The organism is Methylobacterium sp. Leaf94 (assembly GCF_001426045.1).
In the GTDB taxonomy this organism is placed as follows: domain Bacteria; phylum Pseudomonadota; class Alphaproteobacteria; order Rhizobiales; family Beijerinckiaceae; genus Methylobacterium.
Genome location: NZ_LMRM01000020.1, coordinates 1 through 20,140, shown reverse-complemented (window position 1 = coordinate 20,140; position 20,140 = coordinate 1). Strand labels below are relative to the sequence as shown.

Here is a 20,140-nt window from a genome sequence, read left to right as displayed (position 1 = left end):
GAACGGATCACACCCGCGGAAAACAAAGAATCATCTCTCATGACGATGTAAGGGCAGGCACGCGTTGCCCGAACCGGGCCGGATTATGAGACGCCATCGCTGCAAGTCCAGTTAAAAGCCTGGGCGCTACATTAAAATTCATTCACAATAGCTCTCAGATGCTTCCAATCCTAGGATGCGCTGCCGCGTCCAGGGGGGCGATCCCGGGGCGGAGCGCCGCCTCGGGGCGACGCGCCCCGCGCGGGCCAAAGGTCCCGCGCGGTCGGGAAACGCGTCTCGATCGCCCGGCGATCGGGGGATCTGATGGCCGCCGGACCCGTCTCCGATCGGCGCCGGCACGGTCGTGGGTCCTGCACCGGTTCTCTCCGGCACAAGGTCCGGCGTTTGCCCTCGACCGGCGTCGGAGACCCTGCGGCGGCTTCGGCGCACGGGCGGATGGCACCGCAGATGGACGCTGCGCCGGTCGGTGGGGCGGACGCCCGCTGAAGGGGGCAGGACTTCTCTCCTCGGGTGGCCGCTGGCTTACAGTGGTTCCGGGCCTCCGCAGACAGATGATCGAGGGATGTGCCTGAAATTGACGCGTATCCAAAACTGAAAACCCCCAATTAAACCCTGGGTTGTCTTCAAGTCTTCGTGATGAGATACGAGCATAGGATGAAAATAGCGCGAACGGATACGGTCGATCATTGACGAGCGGCTTCCCGAACGCCTTTCCGTACCCCGTTTCGGATCAAGCCGGCCGGCCTGCCCTCGCTCTTGGCAGGGCTGCGTCGGCCGCCCGGGGGCGGCGCCCGCGCCGCGCGGTGCCCGCAAAGCCTGACATCGACCGCCGGTCGTAGCGGCCCGCGCCCGATCCGGCCGTCCGGCCCTGGAAAGACGGGGAGCCCGATGCTCAAGTGAGGGCGCGGCGGCCATCGCGAGCGAATCGCGGGCCAGCGAAGAGATCGGCGACCCAGCGATGCGATCCAGCCACCGTCCCTCCGCCCCCTGCCGCCCGACGGGCCATCCCCGCCCGATCGCCGCGACGACCTGCCCGGATCGAACTGGGCCGGATCGAACTGGCCCTGATCGGGCCCCCCCGGGATCGATCGCGTCGACGCCCCCCGCAAGGACACGATGACCATGGCACTGGAACGGAACGCCGCCCTGTCCAGCCCCGAGGCCCGGGGGGCCCGCACGGACCTTCTCGGCGCCGCGGCCGACCGGGTCGTGGCGCAGGGCGGCCCCGGCGGCTTCGTCACCGACCTGTTCGGGCGCGTGCCGCCCGAGGACCTCGCGCCCTACACGGCGCAGGATCTCGCCGACCTCGCCCTGGCGGCCCGGGGGCGACTGGCCGAGCCCCGGCACCCGGGCGCACCCGCCAACCTGTCCGTCAGCGACCGCGCCGTCCTGCGCGACGGCCGCACCCGCGACCTGACCATCATCGAGGTCGTCAACGACAACCGTCCGTTCCTGCTCGATTCCGCCCTGGCCGAGCTGACGGAGCAGGGGCTGGCCCCCCACCTCGTCGCCCACCCGATCCTCGGCGTCGAACGCGACGGGGCGGGCGCCCTGGTCCGGGTGGTGGGGGAGACCACCGCCGACACCCAGGCCGGCTTCGCGCGGGAGAGTTTCATCCACATCCACCTCGACCGGCTCGATGCCGGCGAGGCCCGCACCCGCCTCGTCGAGGGCCTGGCCCGCGTGTTCCACGACGTCGCCCTGGCCACCGACGACCAGGACGCCATGGCCGCCCGCCTGGCCGGCCTCGCGGAGGCCTATGCCCACGCCCCGCCGCCCCTGTCGGCGGCCGAGGTGGCGGAGGCGCGGGCCTTCCTCGCCTGGCTCGGCGCGGGGCACTTCACCCTGCTCGGCCTGCGCGAGCACAGCCTCTCCGGGGCGGAGCATGCCCTGGTGGAGGGCTCGGGCCTCGGCCTGCTGCGCGATCCGGGGGTGGCGGTGCTGCGGCGCGGCGGCGCCCTCGTGGACATGACGCCCGAGATCCGCGCCTTCCTCGAGGGGCCGCAGGCCCTCATCATCACCAAGGCCAGCGCCAAGTCCCGGGTCCACCGGGCCGCCCATCTCGACTACATCGCCTGCAAGCTGTTCGGCGCGGACGGCAGCCTCACCGGCGAGGTCGGCATCGTCGGCCTGTTCAACGCGAGCGCCTACACCCTGCCGACGCGCGAGATCCCCTACCTGCGCGAGACCGTGGCGCAGGTGGCGACGCGCGCGGGCCTCGATCCCACGAGCCATGCGGGGCGCGGCCTCCTCGACGTGCTGGAGACCTACCCGCGCGACGACCTGTTCCAGATCGACGCCGACCGGCTCTACCGCTTCAGCCTCGCCATCGCCCATCTCGCCGACCGGCCGCGCCTGCGGGTGCTCTCGCGGCCCGACCGCTTCGGCCGCTTCGTCTCGCTCCTCGTCTACGTGCCCAAGGACCGCTACGATTCCACCGTGCGGGCGCGGATCGGCGCCTACCTCGCCGGCGAATATGGCGGCCGGGTCTCGGCGGCCTACCCGTACTTCCCCGACGGGCCGCTCGCCCGCACCCACTTCATCATCGGCCTGCCCGAATCCGGTGCGCCCGAGCGCGACCCCGCCGCCCTGGAGGCCGGCATCGCCGCCCTGGTGCGCACCTGGGGCGACGAATTGCGGGTGGCCCTTTCCGAAACCCTGGACGGCCCCGAGGCCCGCGCCCTGGCGGCCCGCTACGGCGAGGCCTTCTCCGCGGCCTATCGCGAGAGCTTCGCCCCGCGCGTGGCCATCGCCGACATCATGACCGTGGAGCGCCTCAGCCCCGCGCGGCCCCGGGCGGCCGATATCGGCCGGCGCGCCGCCGACCCGGACTCGCAGATCCGCCTCAAGGTGTTCTCGCGGGGCGCCTCGCTCTCCCTGTCCGAGCGGGTGCCGGTGCTGGAGAACCTCGGATTCCGGGTCATCAACGAGCGGACCTACCGCATCCTGCCCCCCGGCGCCGACGAGGCCGGTCGGGTCTGGCTGCACGACATGCTGCTGGAGCGCGCCACGGGGGCGGCCATCGACCTCGGCCGCCTCGAGACCCTGCTGGAGGAGGCCCTGCTGGCGCTGGGCACGGGGCTGGCCGAATCCGACGGCTACAACCGCCTCGTGCTGGAGGCCGAGCTGCCCTGGCGCGACGTCGCCCTGCTGCGCGCCCTCGGCCGCTACCTGCGCCAGCTCCGCATCCGCTACGGCCAGGACTACCTCGCCGCCACCCTCAGCGCCCATCCGGGCGTGGCCCGCGCCCTGGTCGCCCTGTTCCGGGCCCGGTTCGACCCCGCCGCCGCCGGCGACCGGGAGGCGGCCCAGGGCGCGATCCGCGCCGGGATCGAGACGGACCTCGCCGCCGTGACCAGCCTCGACGAGGACCGCATCCTGCGCCGCTTCGTCAACCTGATCGAGGCCGCCCTGCGGACCAACTTCTTCCAGGTCGCCCCGGGCGGCGGGCGGCGCGAGGCCATCGCCTTCAAGTTCGCCTGCGCCAAGGTCGCCGGCATGCCGTTGCCGCGCCCGGTCTTCGAGATCTTCGTCTATGCGCCGCGCGTCGAGGGCGTGCACCTGCGCTTCGGCTACGTCGCCCGCGGCGGCCTGCGCTGGTCCGACCGGCCGGAGGATTTCCGCACGGAGGTCCTCGGCCTGGTGAAGGCCCAGCAGGTGAAGAACGCCGTGATCGTGCCGGTGGGCGCCAAGGGCGGCTTCTTCCCCAAGCGCCTGCCGCCGGCCTCGGACCGGCAGGCCTGGATGGCCGAGGGCACCGAGAGCTACCGGATCTTCATCCGGACCTTGCTCGAACTCACCGACAACATCGTCGGCGACGCCATCGTGCCGCCGGCCGACACGGTGCGGCACGATCCCGACGACGCCTACCTGGTGGTGGCCGCCGACAAGGGCACCGCCACCTTCTCGGACATCGCCAACGCCCTCTCGGCGGAGCGCGGCCACTGGCTCGGCGACGCCTTCGCCTCGGGCGGCAGCCAGGGCTACGACCACAAGGGCATGGGCATCACGGCCCGCGGCGCCTGGGAGGCGGTGAAGCGCCACTTCCTCGAGATGGACATCGACACCCAGAGCGACCCGATCACGGTGGCGGGCGTGGGCGACATGTCGGGCGACGTCTTCGGCAACGGCATGCTGCTGTCGCGCTCTCTGCGCCTCGTGGCGGCCTTCGACCACCGCGACATCTTCCTCGACCCGAACCCCGACGCCGCCGCGAGCTTCGCCGAGCGCCGCCGCCTGTTCGATCTCGGGCGCTCCTCCTGGCGCGACTACGACACCGGCCTGATCTCGCCCGGCGGCGGCGTCTATGCCCGCAGCCTGAAGACCATCCCGGTCTCCCCCGAGATCCGGGCGGTGCTCGGGCTCGCGCAGGACGCGGCGACCCCGGCGGAGCTGATGCAGGCGATCCTGAAGGCGCCGGTGGACCTGCTCTGGTTCGGCGGCATCGGCACCTATATCCGCGCCACCGCTGAATCCGACGAGGAGGCCGGCGACCGGGCCACCGACGCGGTGCGCATCACCGGGGCGATGGTCCGGGCCAAGGTCATCGGCGAGGGCGCCAATCTGGGGGCGACCCAGCGCGGGCGCATCGAGGCGGCCCGCAACGGGGTGCGCCTCAACACCGACGCCATCGACAACTCCGCCGGGGTGAACACCTCCGACGTGGAGGTGAACATCAAGATCGCCCTGATGACCCCGGAGCGCGACGGCCGCCTCGACGGGCAAGCCCGCAGCGCCCTCCTGGTGGCGATGACCGACGAGGTCGCCGCCCTGGTGCTGCGCAACAACCAGCTCCAGACCCTGGCGCTCTCGCTGGCCCAGCACCGGGGCCTGCCCGAGACGGGCTTCGCCATGCGGACGATGCAGGCCCTTGAGGCGGAAGGGCGCCTCGACCGCGGCGTGGAGCTGCTGCCGGACGATGCCGCCATCGCGGAGCGGATGCGCAAGGGGGAGGGGCTGACCCGGCCCGAATATGCGGTGCTCCTCGCCTACGCCAAGCTCGCCCTCTACGACGCGCTCCTAGCGAGCCCGGCCCCGAACGACCCCTATTTCGACCGGGAGCTGCAGCGCTACTTCCCCGCGGCGCTCCGCCAGCACTTCCCCGACGCGGTCAACGGCCACCGCCTGCGCCGGGAAATCATCAGCACCGCCCTCTCCAACATCATCGTCAACCGTGGCGGGCCCTCCCTCGTCACCCGCCTCGTGGAGGAGACCGGCGCCGATGCGAGCGCCATCGCCAAGGCCTACGCTATCACCCGCGACGCCTACGGCCTGATGGAGCTGAACCTCGCCATCGACGGGCTGGCCGGCGCCATCGGCGGTCAGGCGCAGATCGCCCTCTACGCCGAGGTGCAGGACCTGCTCGTGGGCCGGATCGTCTGGTTCCTGCGCAACCTCGACCTCTCGGGCAGCGTCGCGCCCCTCGTGGCCCGCTACCGCGAGGGCATCAGCGCCCTGCAGACGGCCCTGCCGGAGGTGATGGGGGAGGCGGTGAACGGGCGGCGCGCCGCGCGCGAGACCGAACTCGTCGGGTTCGGCATGGCCGAGGCGCCGGCCCGGCGCCTCGCGGCGCTCACCGCCCTGACCTCGGCCCCCGACATCGTGCGGATCGCCGAGACCGGCGGCGGCGCGATCCCCGAGATCGCCGCGACCCACTTCGCCCTGGACCGGGCCCTCCGGCTCTCGGACCTCGCGGCGGCGGCCCGGGAGGTCGCCACCGGCGACACCTACGACCGCATCGCCCTGGAGCGGGCCGTCTCCACCATCGCCACTGCGCATCGCCAGCTCACCGCCGAGGTCGTCGGCACGGTGGGCGCCGGCCCCGAGGCGGTGGCGGCCTGGAGCCGGAGCCGCGGCGCCGCCCTCGACCATGCCCGCGCCACCCTGGCGGCCGTGACGGCCTCGGGGCTCACGGTCTCCAAGGCGACGGTGGCGGCGAGCCTGCTGGCCGATCTGGCGCGTCCCAAGGGCGCTGCGCCCCAGGGCTGATCCCGGGGAGGTCGGCGCGGGCCTAGCGGGCGAGGACGCGGGCCGCATCCTTCGTGGTCCCGACCGCGCGGGAGACCTGGCCGATCGAGTGGCCGATCGCCTGGATGTTCTGCGAGATCGCCGCGACCGCGCTCGCAGCGTGCTGCATGTTGCCCGACATGTCCTGGGTGACGACGCTCTGCTCCTCCACCGCCGCCGCCGTGCTGATGGCGTATTCGCGCATCTGCGCCACCGAGGCCTGGATGGTCTGGAGCGAGTCGCCCACCTGCCGGGAGACCGCCTGCACGTTGTCGATCTCGCCGGTGATCTGCTCGGTGGCCCGCGCCGCCTGGTTGGCGAGGTTCTTCACCTCCTGAGCCACCACCGCGAAGCCGCGGCCCGCCTCGCCAGCCCGGGCCGACTCGATCGTCGCGTTGAGCGCCAGCAGGTTGATCTGGCCGGCGATGGTCTGGATCAGGCCGACGATGCCGCTCATCGCGCCCGCGGCCTGGGTGAGCTTCTGGGTCGCCTCGGCGGCGGCCACCACCTGGCCCTGCGCCGCCTCGGTGGCGATCCGCGAATGGGCCATGCTCTGCGAGATCTCGGCGACGGAGGCGGCGAGTTCCTCGGAGGCCGCCGCCATGGTCTGGACGTTGCTGGCGGTGGTGCTGGCCGCGGCGTCGGCGTCCCGCGTCTGCGTGTTGGAAAGGAGCACCGCCCCGTCGATCTCGCCGAAGTTCTGGGCGATCAGCCGGCGCAGGTTCTCGAGGAGCGTCACCTGCGCGGTGATGTCGGTGGCGAACTTGACGACCTTGTAGGGCCGTCCGCCGGCATCGAGGATCGGGTTGTAGGAGGCCTCGATCCAGACCTCGCGCCCGCCCTTGGCGACGCGCTTGTACTGGGCGGCCTGGTAGGTGCCCTCGCGCAGCCGGTCCCAGAACTCGGCATAGGCGGCGCCGTCGCGCTCCGCGGGTTCCACGAACATCCGGTGATGCCGGCCGACGATCTCCGGCAGGGTGTAGCCGACGGCGGCGAGGAAGTTCGCGTTGGCGTCGAGCACGGTGCCGTCGAGGGAAAAGGAGATCACCGCCTGGGCCTTGTGCAGGGCGGCGAGCTGGCCCTGCACGTCGGCGTCCTGCATCTTCTGACGCGTGACGTCGGTGGCGAACTTCACCACCTTGTAGGGCTTGCCGGCCCCGTCGAGGATCGGGTTGTAGGAGGCCTCGATCCAGACCTCGCGCCCGCCCTTGGCGATGCGCTTGTACTGGGCGGCCTCGTATTCGCCCCGGCGCAGCTTGGCCCAGAAGGCGGCGTAGGCGGGGCTGTCGCGCTCGGCGGGGGCGACGAAGAGGCTGTGCGGCTGTCCGCGGATCTCGGCCAGGTCGTAGCCGATGACGGCGAGGAAGTTCGGATTGGCGGTGATCACCGTCCCATCGAGGTTGAACTCGATGATGCCCTGCGACTTGTCGAGGGCCGCCAGTTTCGCGGCCGTCTCGGCGGCCGTCCTCGTCTTCATACCCAGCATCGTACGCCCCAGAGTCAGAACCCCGGAAGGGCTCAGGTCGCAGTTCTCGGTCATCGCGCCGGATGAGTCCGCTGCTGCGCACAGAAACTCCGACACAAAAATTAAAGATCAGAAAATTCGTGCGCTCCCACAACCGATTGGGCAACCATTCGTGCTTCGCGTGACCCGCCTTGTCCGGGCAAAAGCTCAGGAACGCGCGCTTCATCTTGTCGAGCACCCGTCGTTGCCGCATCGGACGTCGGCGACCACTTCGGAATCCTTGGAGCACGCGCCCCCGGTGCTGCCTGCGTCCCGGAGGCGACAGCGCCCGCGGTTTGTCCCACCGGCGCGGCGATAATGCGCCCCGGCCGCGGCGAGGCGTGTTGGAACTCGCGGGCGGTTGGTGTATGAGCCTGCCCCAAGTGCAGTTTCTGCGCCGATTCGAGGCCGTCTGATGGACGTCCCGCCCGGGGGAGATCCCGGGTCCGGGACGTTTTGCAGTTCGCGTCGCGGGGCTCCGGGCGGGTCTCAGGGTCGGCGCCGCCCAACAAACATCGTTTCAGAGGATTGAAACCGTTGCAGGTACTCGTTCGCGACAACAACGTCGACCAAGCCCTCCGCGTCCTGAAGAAGAAGATGCAGCGCGAGGGCATCTTCCGCGAGATGAAGCAGCGCAAGGCCTACGAGAAGCCTTCCGTCCGCAAGGCTCGTGAGAAGGCCGAGGCCGTGCGCCGCGCCCGCAAGCAGGCCCGCAAGACCGCGATCCGCGAGGGCCTGATCGCCGCGCCGAAGCCGAAGCCCCGTTTCGGCGCCGGTGCGCCGCGTCGTCCGGGCGGTTCGCCGTTCGCGCCGACCGCTCCGACCGTGCTGCCGCCCGCCGGCAACGCCTGAGGCGCGACACGGCCCGCGACGGCCGCGGTGCGCATTGCACCGGCCGTCGCCTGTCATGGACATACGGAAAAGCCCGGTCGCCTTGCGGCCGGGCTTTTCCGCGTTGGGGCGAGACCCTCAGGCGGCCCGGGCCGCCACCGTCGCGTGCTCGGCCTGGACCAGCACGTCGAGGGCGCGCCAGGGCTTCGGCATGTAGACCGCCTGGGCCGGCAGGGCCTCGACGCCGCGGGCATCGCCGCCGGAGGTGAGGACGACGCGGACATCCGGCCAGCGCCGCCCGACGGCGCTGGCCAGGGCGATCCCGTCCATGCCGGCGCCCAGCCGCACGTCGGCGAAGAGCAGGGCGACGTTGCCGCCGGCGCGCTCCAGCACCGAGATCGCGGCCTCGGCCGTGTCGCAGGCGATGACGTCGAGGTCGCTTTCCTCCAGGACCGCCGTCGCGAGGTTGCGGACATCGGCGTCGTCCTCGACCACGAGGGCGATCGGGCAGGGGGCGTGTGAGCGGTCCATGAAGTCTCCTCGTCGGGCGTTTGGGTGGCGAACGCGCGGAATGCAGGGCGGGACGCGGTACGCGGGCGGCACGGAGCCGCCGTCCGCGTCCCAGCCTTGTCCAATCGAATGACTGATTCTCGTCGGGTGATGCTGCGCCGCCACGGTGCGGGGGGCAAGAGTCCGAATCCATGTTCCGGCCATGCGGTTCCCGCATCGATGATCGCGTTCGCCGCCGCATTCCCGCCGGGCTCGCATGGTGAATGGGCTGCGGGCCGCCATCGACCGGGCAGGGCCCGGGCCCGACGGTGCGCCTCTTGCATCACGGGTTTTGCAGGAGGCCGGGCCCGTGGCGCGCGTTAACCATTCGTTTACTACGTTAGCGTGAATATCATGGTCGTGCGGATCGCACAGGTTGTATAAGGCGGACGCTGCCCGAGGGCGGCGACCGGGTCGGTCGAATCGTCGAGATCAGGGGGTGTTCGTCCGTCATGTGCCGCTTTCTCGCCTATTCCGGTGAGCCGGTCTTCCTGACCGACCTCGTCTGCGCACCGACGCACTCGCTGGTCCACCAGTCGCTCCACGCGGCCGAGGCGAAGACGGAAACCAACGGCGACGGCTTCGGCATCGGTTGGTACGGCGAGCGGGTCGATCCGGGCCTGTACCGCGACGTCTGCCCGGCCTGGTCGGACGAGAACCTGGTCAACCTCTGCCAGCAGGTGCGGGCGCGGATGTTCTTCGCCCACGTGCGGGCCTCCACGGGCACCGCCACCACCCGGGCGAACTGCCACCCCTTCACCCATGGCCGCCACCTCTTCATGCACAACGGCCAGATCGGCGGCTATCACCGCATCAAGCGCCGCATCGAGGCGCTGATCCCCGACGCGCTCTACGACGACCGGCGCGGCACCACCGATTCCGAGGCGATCTTCCTGCTGGCCCTGGGCAACGGCCTCGCCGAGGACCCGATCGGCGCCATGCACAAGACCCTGGCCACGGTGCGCGAGCTGATGCGGGCGGCCGAGGCGACCGAGCCCCTGCGCTTCACCGCCGTCGTCACCGACGGCGACACCCTCACGGCCTTCCGCTGGGCCTGCGACAGCAGCCCGCCCAGCCTGTACTACCGCCAGACCGAGACCGGCCTCGTCGTCGTCTCCGAGCCGATCGACGGCTGCCGCGACGGCTGGAAGGTCGTCCCCAAGGGCGGCACGCTCCAGGCCCGCCGCGGCGGCCCGGTGATCGTCACCGGCCCCGAGGCCGTGGCCGCGCGCATCGCCGCCTGAACGGCTCGTCGGACACGCCGCCTCCGGGAGCACCTCGGTCAGACATCAGCGACAGGTCATCCGCGACTCCCGGACGCGACACGTGCACGACGCATTGGCGAGGACCAATCGTGGTGCCTTCCAAGTGGCGCCCCGCGCCGTGCTTCGGTCCGGCTGCGGCGTCTTTGTCGGAGCGCATAGGGGGGCGATGAGCCGGAGACTGCCGGGATCATGCCACAACATCGCCTGTCTGAATGGGAGCGCGGGCGGCTCTTCCCAAGCAAGCAACCTGATCGACAGATTGCATCCTGCGTTCCGGGTTGCTGGATGCTTTCTCAACCCCGTCAATTTGTTCGCCCGGGACTTTGGGTAGCTCGCGGGCTATACAAATTAAGACTTAACATTATAAAATTTGTGGTCATCACTGTCCCGCACAAAATAATATCTCTGTAGGATACTATTTGGTGCTCCAGCACATTATGTGTTGCTCGTGTTAAAATTATGGGATAGGTTATTTGTTATTTTTTAGATAGACTGTTTTGTTTATCTCTAGACGGCTTAAATTTGTGCTTTGCACCTGGAGAGCCTCGCCCTTCTGCGTCAGATGATTTTGAATGGATGCAAAGGAATAGGATGTCGCAATGGTTGCCCAGGTTCATTCTAATCCCGATGTCTTCATTGCAGATGCACTGCTGCGGCACATCCGTGATTTTATAGCGCGTTGCGTGAATGAGCTCGGTGAAGATCAGGTTTTTGTTCTTATTTATTTCGCGGGCAGACGTGAGCTGAATCGCGAAATGAGCGACTTGATGAGCAGAGTTGCGGGAAAAATATCTGTTGAGGATTATGTACAGATCTGGGAATACTTGTACAAATTATCTGGTAGGTGTCTCCCGGACAAATTTGAGATCATCGCGACTCCGCGTGACGGATACAAATATCAGTATGCGTTCAATATTGGCGAGCATGAAATAAAAATCAATCTGGACAACTTTGATACTGAGAGAAAAAAATTTCCTATCAAGCTTGACTATGATGGGTATGAGATCGTCGAGGCTTGATTGGATTTGATGGAGGTGGTCGAGCGCGAGTCCGAGGCGGTCGGCTGGAAATGCGACCCTCATCCTTCTGCGTCCGCCGGAGCCGATGACCTCGTGGCGCGAGCCCCTCTGCGGCATCGTGTTCAGCGCATCATAAGCGCAACGCAGTCGCTGGGCCTCACCGGCGCTGACCATAATCGTCCGTGGCGGCGCGAGACGCGCTTCGATTGCAGCGGATTTCGGAGATCCCGAAAATTGGTCGCGCCGAGAGAGCGGCGTAAAAGGACAGCGGTTGCCTGAGCTCGCCTCTGGACGCCCTGGGGACCACTTGGGAAACCGACCTTCGCGCGCAGCCTGTTCTGAAGGACGCAGCGGCAAAAACGCAGAGGATCGGCCGTCGCCCCAGCCCTCCCGGATAAGGGTTGCGGCCTGCGTGCGAAGGGCGGACAACCCCGCTCGATTGCCATGCGGGAGACGCCGATGACGTATCCGAACGTGACGCTGCACATCGCCGGGGCCTGGACCGACGGGGCCGGCGCGGAGACCCTGCCGGTGCTGAACCCGGCCACCGGCGAAACCCTCGGCACCCTGGCGGTGGCGACGCGGGCCGATCTCGACCGGGCGCTGGCGGCGGCCGAACGGGGCTTCGCCGCCTGGCGGAAGGTCTCGGCCTACGAGCGCGCCAAGGTGCTGCGCCGGGCCGCCGACCTCCTGCGGACGCGTGTGAAGGACATCGCCCGCCTCATGACCCTGGAGCAGGGCAAGCCCCTGGCCGAGGCGCGGGTGGAGATCCTGGCGGGGGCCGACGTCACCGACTGGTTCGCGGAGGAGGGCCGCCGCGCCTACGGCCGGATCATCCCGGCCCGCGCCGACGGCGTCGTGCAGATGGTTCTGCGCGAGCCGGTCGGCCCGGTGGCGGCGTTCACGCCCTGGAACTTCCCCATCAACCAGGCGGTGCGCAAGGTGGCGGCCGCCCTCTGCGCCGGCTGCTCGGTGATCCTGAAGGGACCCGAGGACACCCCGGCGAGCTGCGCGGCGATGATCCGGGCCTTCCTCGACGCCGGCGTCCCGGGCGACGTGCTCTCCCTGGTCTACGGCGATCCGGCCGCGATCTCCGGCTACCTCATCCCGCACCCCGTCATCGCCAAGATGTCGTTCACGGGCTCGACCCCGGTGGGCAAGGAGCTCGCCGCGCTGGCGGGCCGGCACATGAAGCGGGCGACGATGGAACTCGGCGGCCACGCGCCCGCGATCGTGTTCGGGGATGCCGACGTCGAGACCGCCGTGGCGGTGCTCGGAGCCAACAAGTTCCGCAATGCCGGCCAGGTCTGCGTCGCCCCGACCCGGATGCTGGTGCACGAGTCCGTCTACGACCGGTTCCGCGATGGCTTCGTGGCCTTCGCCGAGGGGCGCAAGGTCGGCGACGGGCTCGACCCCGAGACCACCATGGGTCCGCTCATCCACGCCCGGCGCCTGGAGGCGATGGAGAGCCTCTGCGCCGACGCGGTGGCGCAGGGCGCCGAGCTGCGCACCGGCGGCCAGCGCATCGGCAACCGCGGCAACTTCTTCGCGCCGACGGTGCTCTGCGACGTGCCGGCCACCGCCCGCATCATGAACGAGGAGCCCTTCGGCCCGGTGGCGCTGATCCAGCGCTTCTCCGACGACGCGGATGCCTATGCCGAGGCCAACCGGCTCCCCTACGGCCTGGCCGCCTACGCCTATACCCGCTCGGCCTCCCGCGCTGTCGAGGTCGCGGCACGGGTCCAGAGCGGCATGGTGGGCATCAACCACCACGGCCTCGCCTTCCCCGAGACGCCCTTCGGCGGCGTCAAGGATTCCGGCTACGGCAGCGAGGGCGGCTCGGAGGCCCTGGAGGCCTACCTGACCACGAAGTTCGTCAGCCAGGCGAGCGTAGGGGTGTAGGGCCGTCGCGTATCTCGGATCATCCCTCCCCCCTCTGCGGGGGAGGGTGCCTGCGGAGCAGGCGGGAGAGGGGTCGACCTCTCCGGAAACAGCGCTCCCCTCTCCCGACCCGCTTCGCGGGCCACCCTCTCCCGCAGGGGGGAGAGGGATCCCGCGGCGACCGTCCCGTCAATAATGCGGTGGCGGCGGCTCCGGGGCGCCGGAGGCCGGGCGGTGGGAGGCCTGCTCCACCTCTTCCACGAGCTTGGCCATCTGCCGGGTGAGGGCGTCGATCTGGTGCCACTGGGCCGTGATCGTGGCGTTGAGGTCGTCGATCACCACGTCCTGCTCGGTGAGGCGCATCTCCAGGGCGTCGATGCGGGCGGAGAGATCGGTCATCGCGGCGTCTCGGAGATCAGGGGCTCGGATATCCGGGGCTCGGACATCCGGGGCTCGGACATCAACGTCTCGGGCGCGTGGTCGGGCCGCTCCACCAGGGCGGGGCCGAGGGCGATCCGGCCGTCGAACACGAAGCAGTCGCCCGTCCAGCGGTTCTCGGCCTCCGGCACCGTCTCCAGGTAGCGCAGGATGCCGCCTTCGAGGTGGCGCACGTCGGGAAAGCCCTTCGCGCGCATGTAGGCCCCGGCCTTCTCGCAGCGGATGCCGCCGGTGCAGAACATCGCCACGCGGGGATGCGCCGATGGATCGAGGCCGTCGACATAGGCGCGGAAGGCGCTGAACCGGGTGATGCCCGGATCGACCGCGCCGGGGAAGCTGCCCAGCGCCACCTCGAAGGCGTTGCGGGTGTCGATCAGGAGCAGGCCGGGCGTGTCGAGAAGGGCGTTCCAGGCCTCCGGCGCCACGGGGGTGCCGGCGCCCGTGGCCGCGTCGGTGGCGCCGTCGTCGAAGGTGACGATCTCGCGCTTCAGCCGGACCTTGAGCTGCCGGAACGGCGGCGCTTCGGCCTGCGAGCGCTTGACGTCGAGGCCGGCGAGGCGGCCGCCGAAGAGCGGGCCTTCGCGCAGCGCGGCGAGGAAGGCGTCGATGGCCGCGTCCGGGCCCGCCACCGTGCCGTTCAGGCCCTCCGGCGCCAGCAGCAGGGTGCCGGTGATCCCGAGTTCCGTGCACAGGGCCTGGAGCGGCGCCTGCAGGGCGGCGACGTCCGGCAGGGCGACGAACTGGTAGAGGGCGGCGACGGTCAGCGGCATCGGGGGTGATCGGCGGGGCAAGGGACTGGATTCGGGGTTCAGGGGAGGGGGCTCACGGGGCGGCGGGCTCCACCCGGCGCAGAACGAAGGTGGTGCCGACCTCCGGGTCGCGGCGCCAGCGCCCGTCCCCGGTGGCGACCAGGTTCACTATGTGGCCGCGGCGGGCGTTGAGGGTGAGGTGCCCGTTGGCGAAGCGCCAGGAGACCGGATCGAACACCGTCAGGCCGCCGTCGCGGCAATGGTCGAGGATGCGCACCGGCGCCGGCGCGGTGCCGGGCGTCAGCTCGATGCGGCAAACGTCCTGTTCGCGGTAGCGGTCGAGGGCGTAGGTGCCGGGGGCCGGGGCGTCGCCCGCCGGCGCGGCCTCGGGCGCCGGGGCGCTGCGCGCGTCCGGGGCGGCAGAGCCGGCACCGGCAGAGCCGGCACCGGCGTAGCCGGCGCCGGGGCTGGTGGGCACCGCGTCGGTCGGCGGCACCATCGCGACGATCTGGAGCGGCACCAGGCTGAAATGCTCGTCGCCCGCGGCGGCCACGAGGCTGCGGGCATCGACCCGGGCGCTGAACTGCAGCACCGGCCGGACGTCCTTGTCGACCAGGCGCAGGTTGCCGTCGGTGAAGAGCCAGCCGGCGACGCCGTTGAGGATCGGCAGGGCCCGCCGGCACCCGGCCGGGAAGGACAGACGCCGGCCTGCCGGACCGCTCGCGCCCGCCAGGGTCAGGACGCAGCGCCGGGTGCTGCCGTCCCGCGACAGGTCCCAGGTGCCCGGCACCCCGGCGATGTCGCGGGGCAGGGTTTCGATGAAGGGCACTTCGGGCGCGGCGGGGGCCGGCGCGGCGCTCGATGCGGGTGCCTCCTGGGGCGGGGCGGTCTCCTGCGCCAGGGCCGGTGTCGCCAGCGCCAGGGCGAGAGCGGCGATGCGGTGGGTGCGGCTCATGGCTCGGCCGATCATGCTTGGGTCGATCGTGCCTGGGCCGTCCAGGGCGCCTCCGGCACCGGGGTGAGGGGGCCGCGTCCGTCGAACCAGGCGACGAGGTTGTCCACCACGAGCCGGCCCATGGCCGCCCGGGTCTCCACCGAGGCCGAGCCCACATGGGGCAGGAGCACCACGTGGTCCATGGCCACGAGCTCGGGGGGCACGTGCGGCTCGCGGGCGAAGACGTCGAGGCCGGCCCCCAGGATGGTGCCGGCCTGGAGGGCCCCGATCAGAGCCGCCTCGTCGATGAGGCTGCCGCGGGCGACGTTCACGAGGAGGCCCTGCGGCCCCAGCGCTTCCAGCACCGCCGCATCGACGATCCCGTTGGTCTCCGGCCCGCCGGGCGCCACCACCATCAGAACGTCGGAGGCCTCGGCGAGGCCCCGCAGGGTGGGGTGGTAGGCGTAAGCGACGTCCGCCTGCGGCCGGCGTCCGTGGTAGGCGATGGCGACGCCGAAGCCCTCCAGGCGCCGGGCGATGGCTCGACCGATCCGCCCGAGGCCGAGGATGCCCACGGTGCGCCCGCGCAGGGTCGAGGTCAGCGGATAGGTCCGCTGCGGCCAGTGCCCGGCGCGCAGGTGGCGCTCGGCCTGGGGGATCTGGCGCACGGTGGCCAGGAGCAGGCCCAGCGCGAGGTCGGCCACCTCGTCGGTGAGGACGTCCGGGGTGTTCGTCACGACGACGCCCTGGGCGGCCGCCGCCGCCGTGTCGATGGTGTCGTAGCCGACGCCGAAGCTCGCCACGATCTCGAGGCCGGGCAGGCGCGCCAGCAGGGCTTGGTCCACCGGCGCCTGGGCCCCCGTGGCGAGACCGCGGATGCGCGGGCCGGTCTCGGCCAGGAAGGCTTGCGGATCGGGGACGGTGTCGAGCCGGTGCAGGGTGAAGCGCTCGGCGACGGCATCCATGACGTCGGGATGCATCGCCTTGAGCATCAGGATGTCGATGGGCGGCATGGGGGGCTCGGCGACGATCGGGATCCGGTCGAAGCCTGGGCGGCTCCGCGCCGACAGCTTTAGGCCGCGGGTCCGGACCGGTCCAGTGACCTTCGGCGGCCCGCGCGCCGCCCCATGCGGGCGCCTCCGGGCTGCCATCCGCCGGGCGCAGCCGGGCCCCCACTTTCGCTGCACGCCTTGGAACACTACTAAAGGGAGACCGACCTCCGTTTCCCGACGAACAACCAGAACAGCCACGCCATGACCGCGCCGCGCACCCTCTACGACAAGATCTGGGACGACCACGTCGTCGATGTCGAGCCCGACGGCTCCACGCTCCTCTACATCGACCGCCACCTCGTCCACGAGGTCACCAGCCCCCAGGCCTTCGAGGGCCTGCGCGTGGCCGGGCGCCGGGTGCGCCACCCCGAGAAGACCCTCGCGGTGGTCGATCACAACGTGCAGACCTCCGACCGCCGCTTCGGCATCGAGGATCCGGAGAGCCGCATCCAGCTCGAGGCGCTGGCCGAGAACGTGCGCGACTTCGGCATCGAGTTCTACGACGCGCTGGATCGCCGCCAGGGCATCGTCCACGTGATCGGGCCGGAGCAGGGCTTCACCCTGCCGGGCCAGACCATCGTCTGCGGCGACAGCCACACCTCGACCCACGGCGCCTTCGGGGCGCTCGCCCACGGCATCGGCACCTCGGAGGTGGAGCACGTGCTCGCCACCCAGACGCTGCTGCAGAAGAAGGCGAAGAACATGCGCGTCAGCGTCGACGGCACCCTGCCGCCGGGCGTGACGGCCAAGGACATCATCCTGGCGATCATCGGCGAGATCGGCACCGCCGGCGGCACCGGCTACGTCATCGAGTATGCCGGCTCGGCCATCCGCGCCCTCTCGATGGAGGGCCGGATGACCATCTGCAACATGTCGATCGAGGGCGGCGCCCGCGCCGGCCTGGTGGCGCCGGACGCCACCACCTACGCCTATGTCGAGGGCCGGCCGAAGGCGCCCCAGGGCGAGGCCTTCGCCCGCGCCAGGGCCTACTGGGAGAGCCTCGTCACCGACGAAGGCGCCCATTTCGACCGCGAGGTGCGCCTGGACGCCGCCAACCTGCCGCCCATCGTCAGCTGGGGCACCAGCCCCGAGGACGTGGTCTCGATCTCCGGCGCCGTGCCCGATCCGTCGCGGATCGCGGACGAGAACAAGCGCCAGTCGAAGGAGCAGGCCCTGAGCTACATGGGCCTGACCCCCGGCACCAAGATCACCGACATCACCCTCGACCGGGTCTTCATCGGCTCCTGCACCAACGGCCGCATCGAGGACCTGCGGGCGGTGGCCCAGATGGTGGAGGGCCGGAAGGTCCACGCCAACGTCTCCGCCATGGTGGTGCCGGGCTCCGGCCTGGTGAAGCAGCAGGCCGAGGCGGAGGGCCTCGACCGCATCCTCAAGGCGGCCGGCTTCGACTGGCGCGAGCCGGGCTGCTCCATGTGCCTCGGCATGAACGCCGACCGCCTGAGCCCGAACGAACGCTGCGCCTCGACCTCGAACCGCAACTTCGAGGGCCGCCAGGGCCACCGCGGCCGCACCCACCTCGTCTCCCCCGCCATGGCGGCGGCGGCGGCCGTGGCCGGCCGCTTCGTCGACATCCGCGAGTGGCGCCGCGAGGCCTGAACCACAATCGACGGGCCGGCCGAAAAATCCGCTGCGATCCGGATTGACGACCGGCCCCGCCCCGCCTAAACGAAACCCGCGTCGGCGCCGCAAGCGGCCCGGCGAGCCCAGGTGGCGGAATTGGTAGACGCGCTGGTTTCAGGTACCAGTCTTGCAAGAGGTGAAGGTTCGAGTCCTTTCCTGGGCACCACATGATTTCTAACGCACTGAAATCATGATATTTTCTGCGGTTCCTCCTGCGCCATGTCGACCGGTGCGGGAGAGATGGAAGCCTGACGAGCCAAGCGTGCCTTGTCCGCGGTTCGTGTCTCGGTCGCATTCTCCCGATATCCTGGCACCCATTCGTATCGAGCCTTGAGCCTTGAGCCGCGTTCCGTGCGCCGCCGTCGGCATGGGCGTGACCGTGATGGGCATCCGCGGGTGCTCCAGACCCGCCCCGATATCGCGGACTGCGTCGAGGCCCGTCGCTTCGTGATCCCGGATACGGCTTCGTGGGACGCGGCGCTGAGGAGATGCATTCGGCAGACCCGGCTGTGACGCCACTTCACGCGCCCGATCCCTGCTCAGCCCCGCCGGCACCCGCCGCGTGGGGTTTTTTCGGATCTGAGCCCAGGTTTCCCCCCCGAGAAGCGCCATCCCGAGAAGCCCCATCCCGAGAGGCCCGCATGTTCGCGCAGAACGCTTGTCCCTTCGGCCTCCGCCGCAGCACCTCCCGGGCGCGATGGACTGGGTTCTCGCAGCGATCCCGGTCGCCCGGCCCGAGATGACCAGTGCCCCCTCTGGATGTCGTCCGTCCAATCAGACACGTTCCGCGTCAGCCCAGCGGTTGAGAGCCCAAGCTCGTGCCCCCGGTCATGCAGAAGGCCTTCGCCCCGATGCGCGACCGCCAGGGATCCCTGACCGCCAGGAATACCTGACCGCCAGGAATACCGGCCTCGTCTGCGCACCGATGAGCCGATCGACCGTTGCGAACGCCCTCAAGTCGCGATCCCCTCATACGCGTTCATGGCCGATTCTTCCCTTTGCGTTCGAATTTCTCCTGATCGCAGGCGAGGTCTCGGCGAATCCCAGCGGCCGTCATGGATGGCGGGGCGTCTGCGTGTTCAGCCACATCGCTCAGGCCGCCTTCACCAGGGTGCGCCGCAGCCTGCTTCGTCGCCTCATGATCGCTCACCGCGCATCCGACAGTGCTGGGGTGCAGCGGGAATCCCATGCGCCGCCCAAGGCCGGGCTGGCCCCGTGGCGATCTCCACGCGGTCGATCCGCCCGACGAAGACGCCGTCGTCCCTGGCCGCGTCGTCGCGCCGCGTCGCGGCGATCAGGCCACGTCCGGCTCCCGGTGATCGCCATGGCTACGGCTTCTTCCACAGCACGGCAGCATTCCCGTCGGTTCTCCCGGCAGAATCGCACGTGTCGGTCCCATCCATCATGGGACCGACACGCGGCGGGCTCTGATGCTATTGTCTGAGTCCGAGCTGAAACCGGAAACGGAAGTTTCACCTCGGGCTCGAAAAAGTGTTGCCGGTTGAAGGACTTGAACCTTCGGCCTGCCGCTTATCAGACGGTTGCCTGGTCCGCCATCATTCGGTGAAGATGCGATACCCTGAACAGCGGGCCCATCTGTGCTCGCCATCGGCGTCCCTGCGCTCCTCCTCGAAGACACTGAAGCCGAATCAAGCCGTGCGAATGCTGGCACGGCCGGTGCGGCGCCATCCGTCCATATTGAAGCCTTGCTTGGGTATGTCGGGATTCTTCTGAAAGAGGTTATCTCCGTCAGATGATTACGGTCATAGAAACCCGACACTCTGGACCAGATCAGGGTAGTGTTCGACTCGGGACTCATGATCAGAAGCTGACGGTAGCGGCGATGCAGACGGCAGTCAGGTAGTTGATAGCCGACCGGTCCTATCGTGTGGCGATGCGGCGGAAGTCCTTGAGGCGCCCGAACATGCGCTCGATGGCGTTGCGTTCCTTGCACAGGACGGGAGAGAAACACGGCTTCCATCGCCGGTTGGACTTGGGCGGGATGTTGGGCGCCGCCCCCGTCACTTCGATCTGTCGATGGATGGCGTCGCTGTCGTAGCCCTTGTCGGCCAACATGATCCGGCACGCCGACGCGCGCTCCAAAAGTTGCGCTCCTGCCTTGCAGTCGGCCACCTGTCCGCCCGTCAACAGGAAGGCGAGCGGTGATCCGCCCCCATTGAAGTGGTCCGCCCTTTGGTATGGCTTTTGAGCCTGGAGGACGGACGAGATGGCAAAGCACCCGAAACCTGAGGAGATCGTTGCCAAGTTGCG

Annotated in this window: 12 protein-coding genes, 1 tRNA gene and 1 pseudogene; 7 read left to right on the top strand and 7 right to left on the bottom strand. The window is 69.8% G+C overall.

The features are described 5' to 3' along the window. Positions 1-1,122 precede the first annotated feature (1,122 nt). The gene (locus tag ASG63_RS12450) at positions 1,123-5,988 is read left to right on the top strand and encodes an NAD-glutamate dehydrogenase (protein WP_056216571.1); all 4,866 of its coding nucleotides are present in this window, start codon (positions 1,123-1,125) and stop codon (positions 5,986-5,988) included. Positions 5,989-6,010: 22 nt separating this feature from the next. On the opposite strand, the gene ASG63_RS12445 is transcribed toward ASG63_RS12450, so the two are convergent. Continuing rightward, a complete protein-coding gene (locus ASG63_RS12445) occupies positions 6,011-7,483 on the bottom strand; it encodes a methyl-accepting chemotaxis protein (protein WP_443189791.1) in 1,473 nt (490 codons plus the stop codon). 564 nt (positions 7,484-8,047) lie between these two features. On the opposite strand from ASG63_RS12445, the gene rpsU reads away from it, so the two are divergent. Continuing rightward, positions 8,048-8,362, top strand: coding sequence for a 30S ribosomal protein S21 (rpsU, locus tag ASG63_RS12440; RefSeq protein ID WP_055957071.1), 315 nt, complete (start codon positions 8,048-8,050; stop codon positions 8,360-8,362). 117 nt (positions 8,363-8,479) lie between these two features. On the opposite strand, the gene ASG63_RS12435 is transcribed toward rpsU, so the two are convergent. Then, positions 8,480-8,872, bottom strand: a complete 393-nt coding sequence (locus tag ASG63_RS12435) for a response regulator (protein ID WP_056216533.1) — start codon at positions 8,870-8,872, stop codon at positions 8,480-8,482. A gap of 470 nt (positions 8,873-9,342) precedes the next feature. Here ASG63_RS12435 and ASG63_RS12430 point away from each other — a divergent pair, with 470 nt between their 5' ends. The 3 genes from ASG63_RS12430 (at position 9,343) to ASG63_RS12420 (ending at position 13,076) form a co-directional block, all read left to right on the top strand. Next, positions 9,343-10,134: a class II glutamine amidotransferase gene (locus ASG63_RS12430; RefSeq protein WP_056216531.1), complete on the top strand. Its 792-nt coding sequence runs from the start codon at positions 9,343-9,345 to the stop codon at positions 10,132-10,134. Between the two features lie 620 nt (positions 10,135-10,754). After that, positions 10,755-11,174, top strand: coding sequence for a hypothetical protein (locus ASG63_RS25280; protein WP_156394184.1), 420 nt, complete (start codon positions 10,755-10,757; stop codon positions 11,172-11,174). 459 nt (positions 11,175-11,633) lie between these two features. After that, positions 11,634-13,076, top strand: a complete 1,443-nt coding sequence (locus ASG63_RS12420; protein ID WP_056216569.1) for an NAD-dependent succinate-semialdehyde dehydrogenase — start codon at positions 11,634-11,636, stop codon at positions 13,074-13,076. 168 nt (positions 13,077-13,244) lie between these two features. Here ASG63_RS12420 and ASG63_RS12415 read toward each other — a convergent pair whose 3' ends face one another. Genes ASG63_RS12415 through ASG63_RS12400 form a run of 4 tightly spaced genes read right to left on the bottom strand, consistent with a single transcriptional unit; the run spans position 13,245 to position 16,189 of the window. Next, a complete protein-coding gene (locus tag ASG63_RS12415; protein ID WP_056216526.1) occupies positions 13,245-13,454 on the bottom strand; it encodes a SlyX family protein in 210 nt (69 codons plus the stop codon). Continuing rightward, complete coding sequence (gene trhO / locus ASG63_RS12410) at positions 13,451-14,263, bottom strand: oxygen-dependent tRNA uridine(34) hydroxylase TrhO (protein WP_162248645.1); 813 nt, start codon at positions 14,261-14,263, stop codon at positions 13,451-13,453. The genes ASG63_RS12415 and trhO overlap by 4 nt, the downstream gene beginning before the upstream one ends. Before the next feature lie 52 nt (positions 14,264-14,315). Continuing rightward, positions 14,316-15,197, bottom strand: a complete 882-nt coding sequence (locus tag ASG63_RS12405; RefSeq protein WP_156394183.1) for an AprI/Inh family metalloprotease inhibitor — start codon at positions 15,195-15,197, stop codon at positions 14,316-14,318. An 11-nt stretch (positions 15,198-15,208) separates the two neighbouring features. Then, a complete protein-coding gene (locus ASG63_RS12400; RefSeq protein WP_056216521.1) occupies positions 15,209-16,189 on the bottom strand; it encodes a 2-hydroxyacid dehydrogenase in 981 nt (326 codons plus the stop codon). 240 nt (positions 16,190-16,429) lie between these two features. On the opposite strand from ASG63_RS12400, the gene leuC reads away from it, so the two are divergent. After that, complete coding sequence (gene leuC / locus ASG63_RS12395) at positions 16,430-17,845, top strand: 3-isopropylmalate dehydratase large subunit (protein WP_056216518.1); 1,416 nt, start codon at positions 16,430-16,432, stop codon at positions 17,843-17,845. A 105-nt stretch (positions 17,846-17,950) separates the two neighbouring features. After that, a tRNA-Leu gene (locus ASG63_RS12390) sits at positions 17,951-18,035 on the top strand. A gap of 1,718 nt (positions 18,036-19,753) precedes the next feature. Here the strand turns inward: ASG63_RS12390 and ASG63_RS12385 are convergent. After that, a pseudogene (locus tag ASG63_RS12385) lies at positions 19,754-20,140 on the bottom strand (transposase); the annotation flags it as partial.

Excerpts from the sequence above, each read along its gene's own strand:
- ASG63_RS12450 (WP_056216571.1), top strand. The coding sequence starts at position 1,123 with ATGGCACTGGAACGGAACGCCGCCCTGTCCAGCCCCGAGGCCCGGGGG.
- ASG63_RS12445 (WP_443189791.1), bottom strand. The coding sequence starts at position 7,483 with ATGAAGACGAGGACGGCCGCCGAGACGGCCGCGAAACTGGCGGCCCTC.
- ASG63_RS12435 (WP_056216533.1), bottom strand. The coding sequence starts at position 8,872 with ATGGACCGCTCACACGCCCCCTGCCCGATCGCCCTCGTGGTCGAGGAC.
- ASG63_RS12430 (WP_056216531.1), top strand. The coding sequence starts at position 9,343 with ATGTGCCGCTTTCTCGCCTATTCCGGTGAGCCGGTCTTCCTGACCGAC.
- ASG63_RS25280 (WP_156394184.1), top strand. The coding sequence starts at position 10,755 with ATGGTTGCCCAGGTTCATTCTAATCCCGATGTCTTCATTGCAGATGCA.
- ASG63_RS12420 (WP_056216569.1), top strand. The coding sequence starts at position 11,634 with ATGACGTATCCGAACGTGACGCTGCACATCGCCGGGGCCTGGACCGAC.
- ASG63_RS12415 (WP_056216526.1), bottom strand. The coding sequence starts at position 13,454 with ATGACCGATCTCTCCGCCCGCATCGACGCCCTGGAGATGCGCCTCACC.
- trhO (WP_162248645.1), bottom strand. The coding sequence starts at position 14,263 with ATGCCGCTGACCGTCGCCGCCCTCTACCAGTTCGTCGCCCTGCCGGAC.
- ASG63_RS12405 (WP_156394183.1), bottom strand. The coding sequence starts at position 15,197 with ATGAGCCGCACCCACCGCATCGCCGCTCTCGCCCTGGCGCTGGCGACA.
- ASG63_RS12400 (WP_056216521.1), bottom strand. The coding sequence starts at position 16,189 with ATGCCGCCCATCGACATCCTGATGCTCAAGGCGATGCATCCCGACGTC.
- leuC (WP_056216518.1), top strand. The coding sequence starts at position 16,430 with ATGACCGCGCCGCGCACCCTCTACGACAAGATCTGGGACGACCACGTC.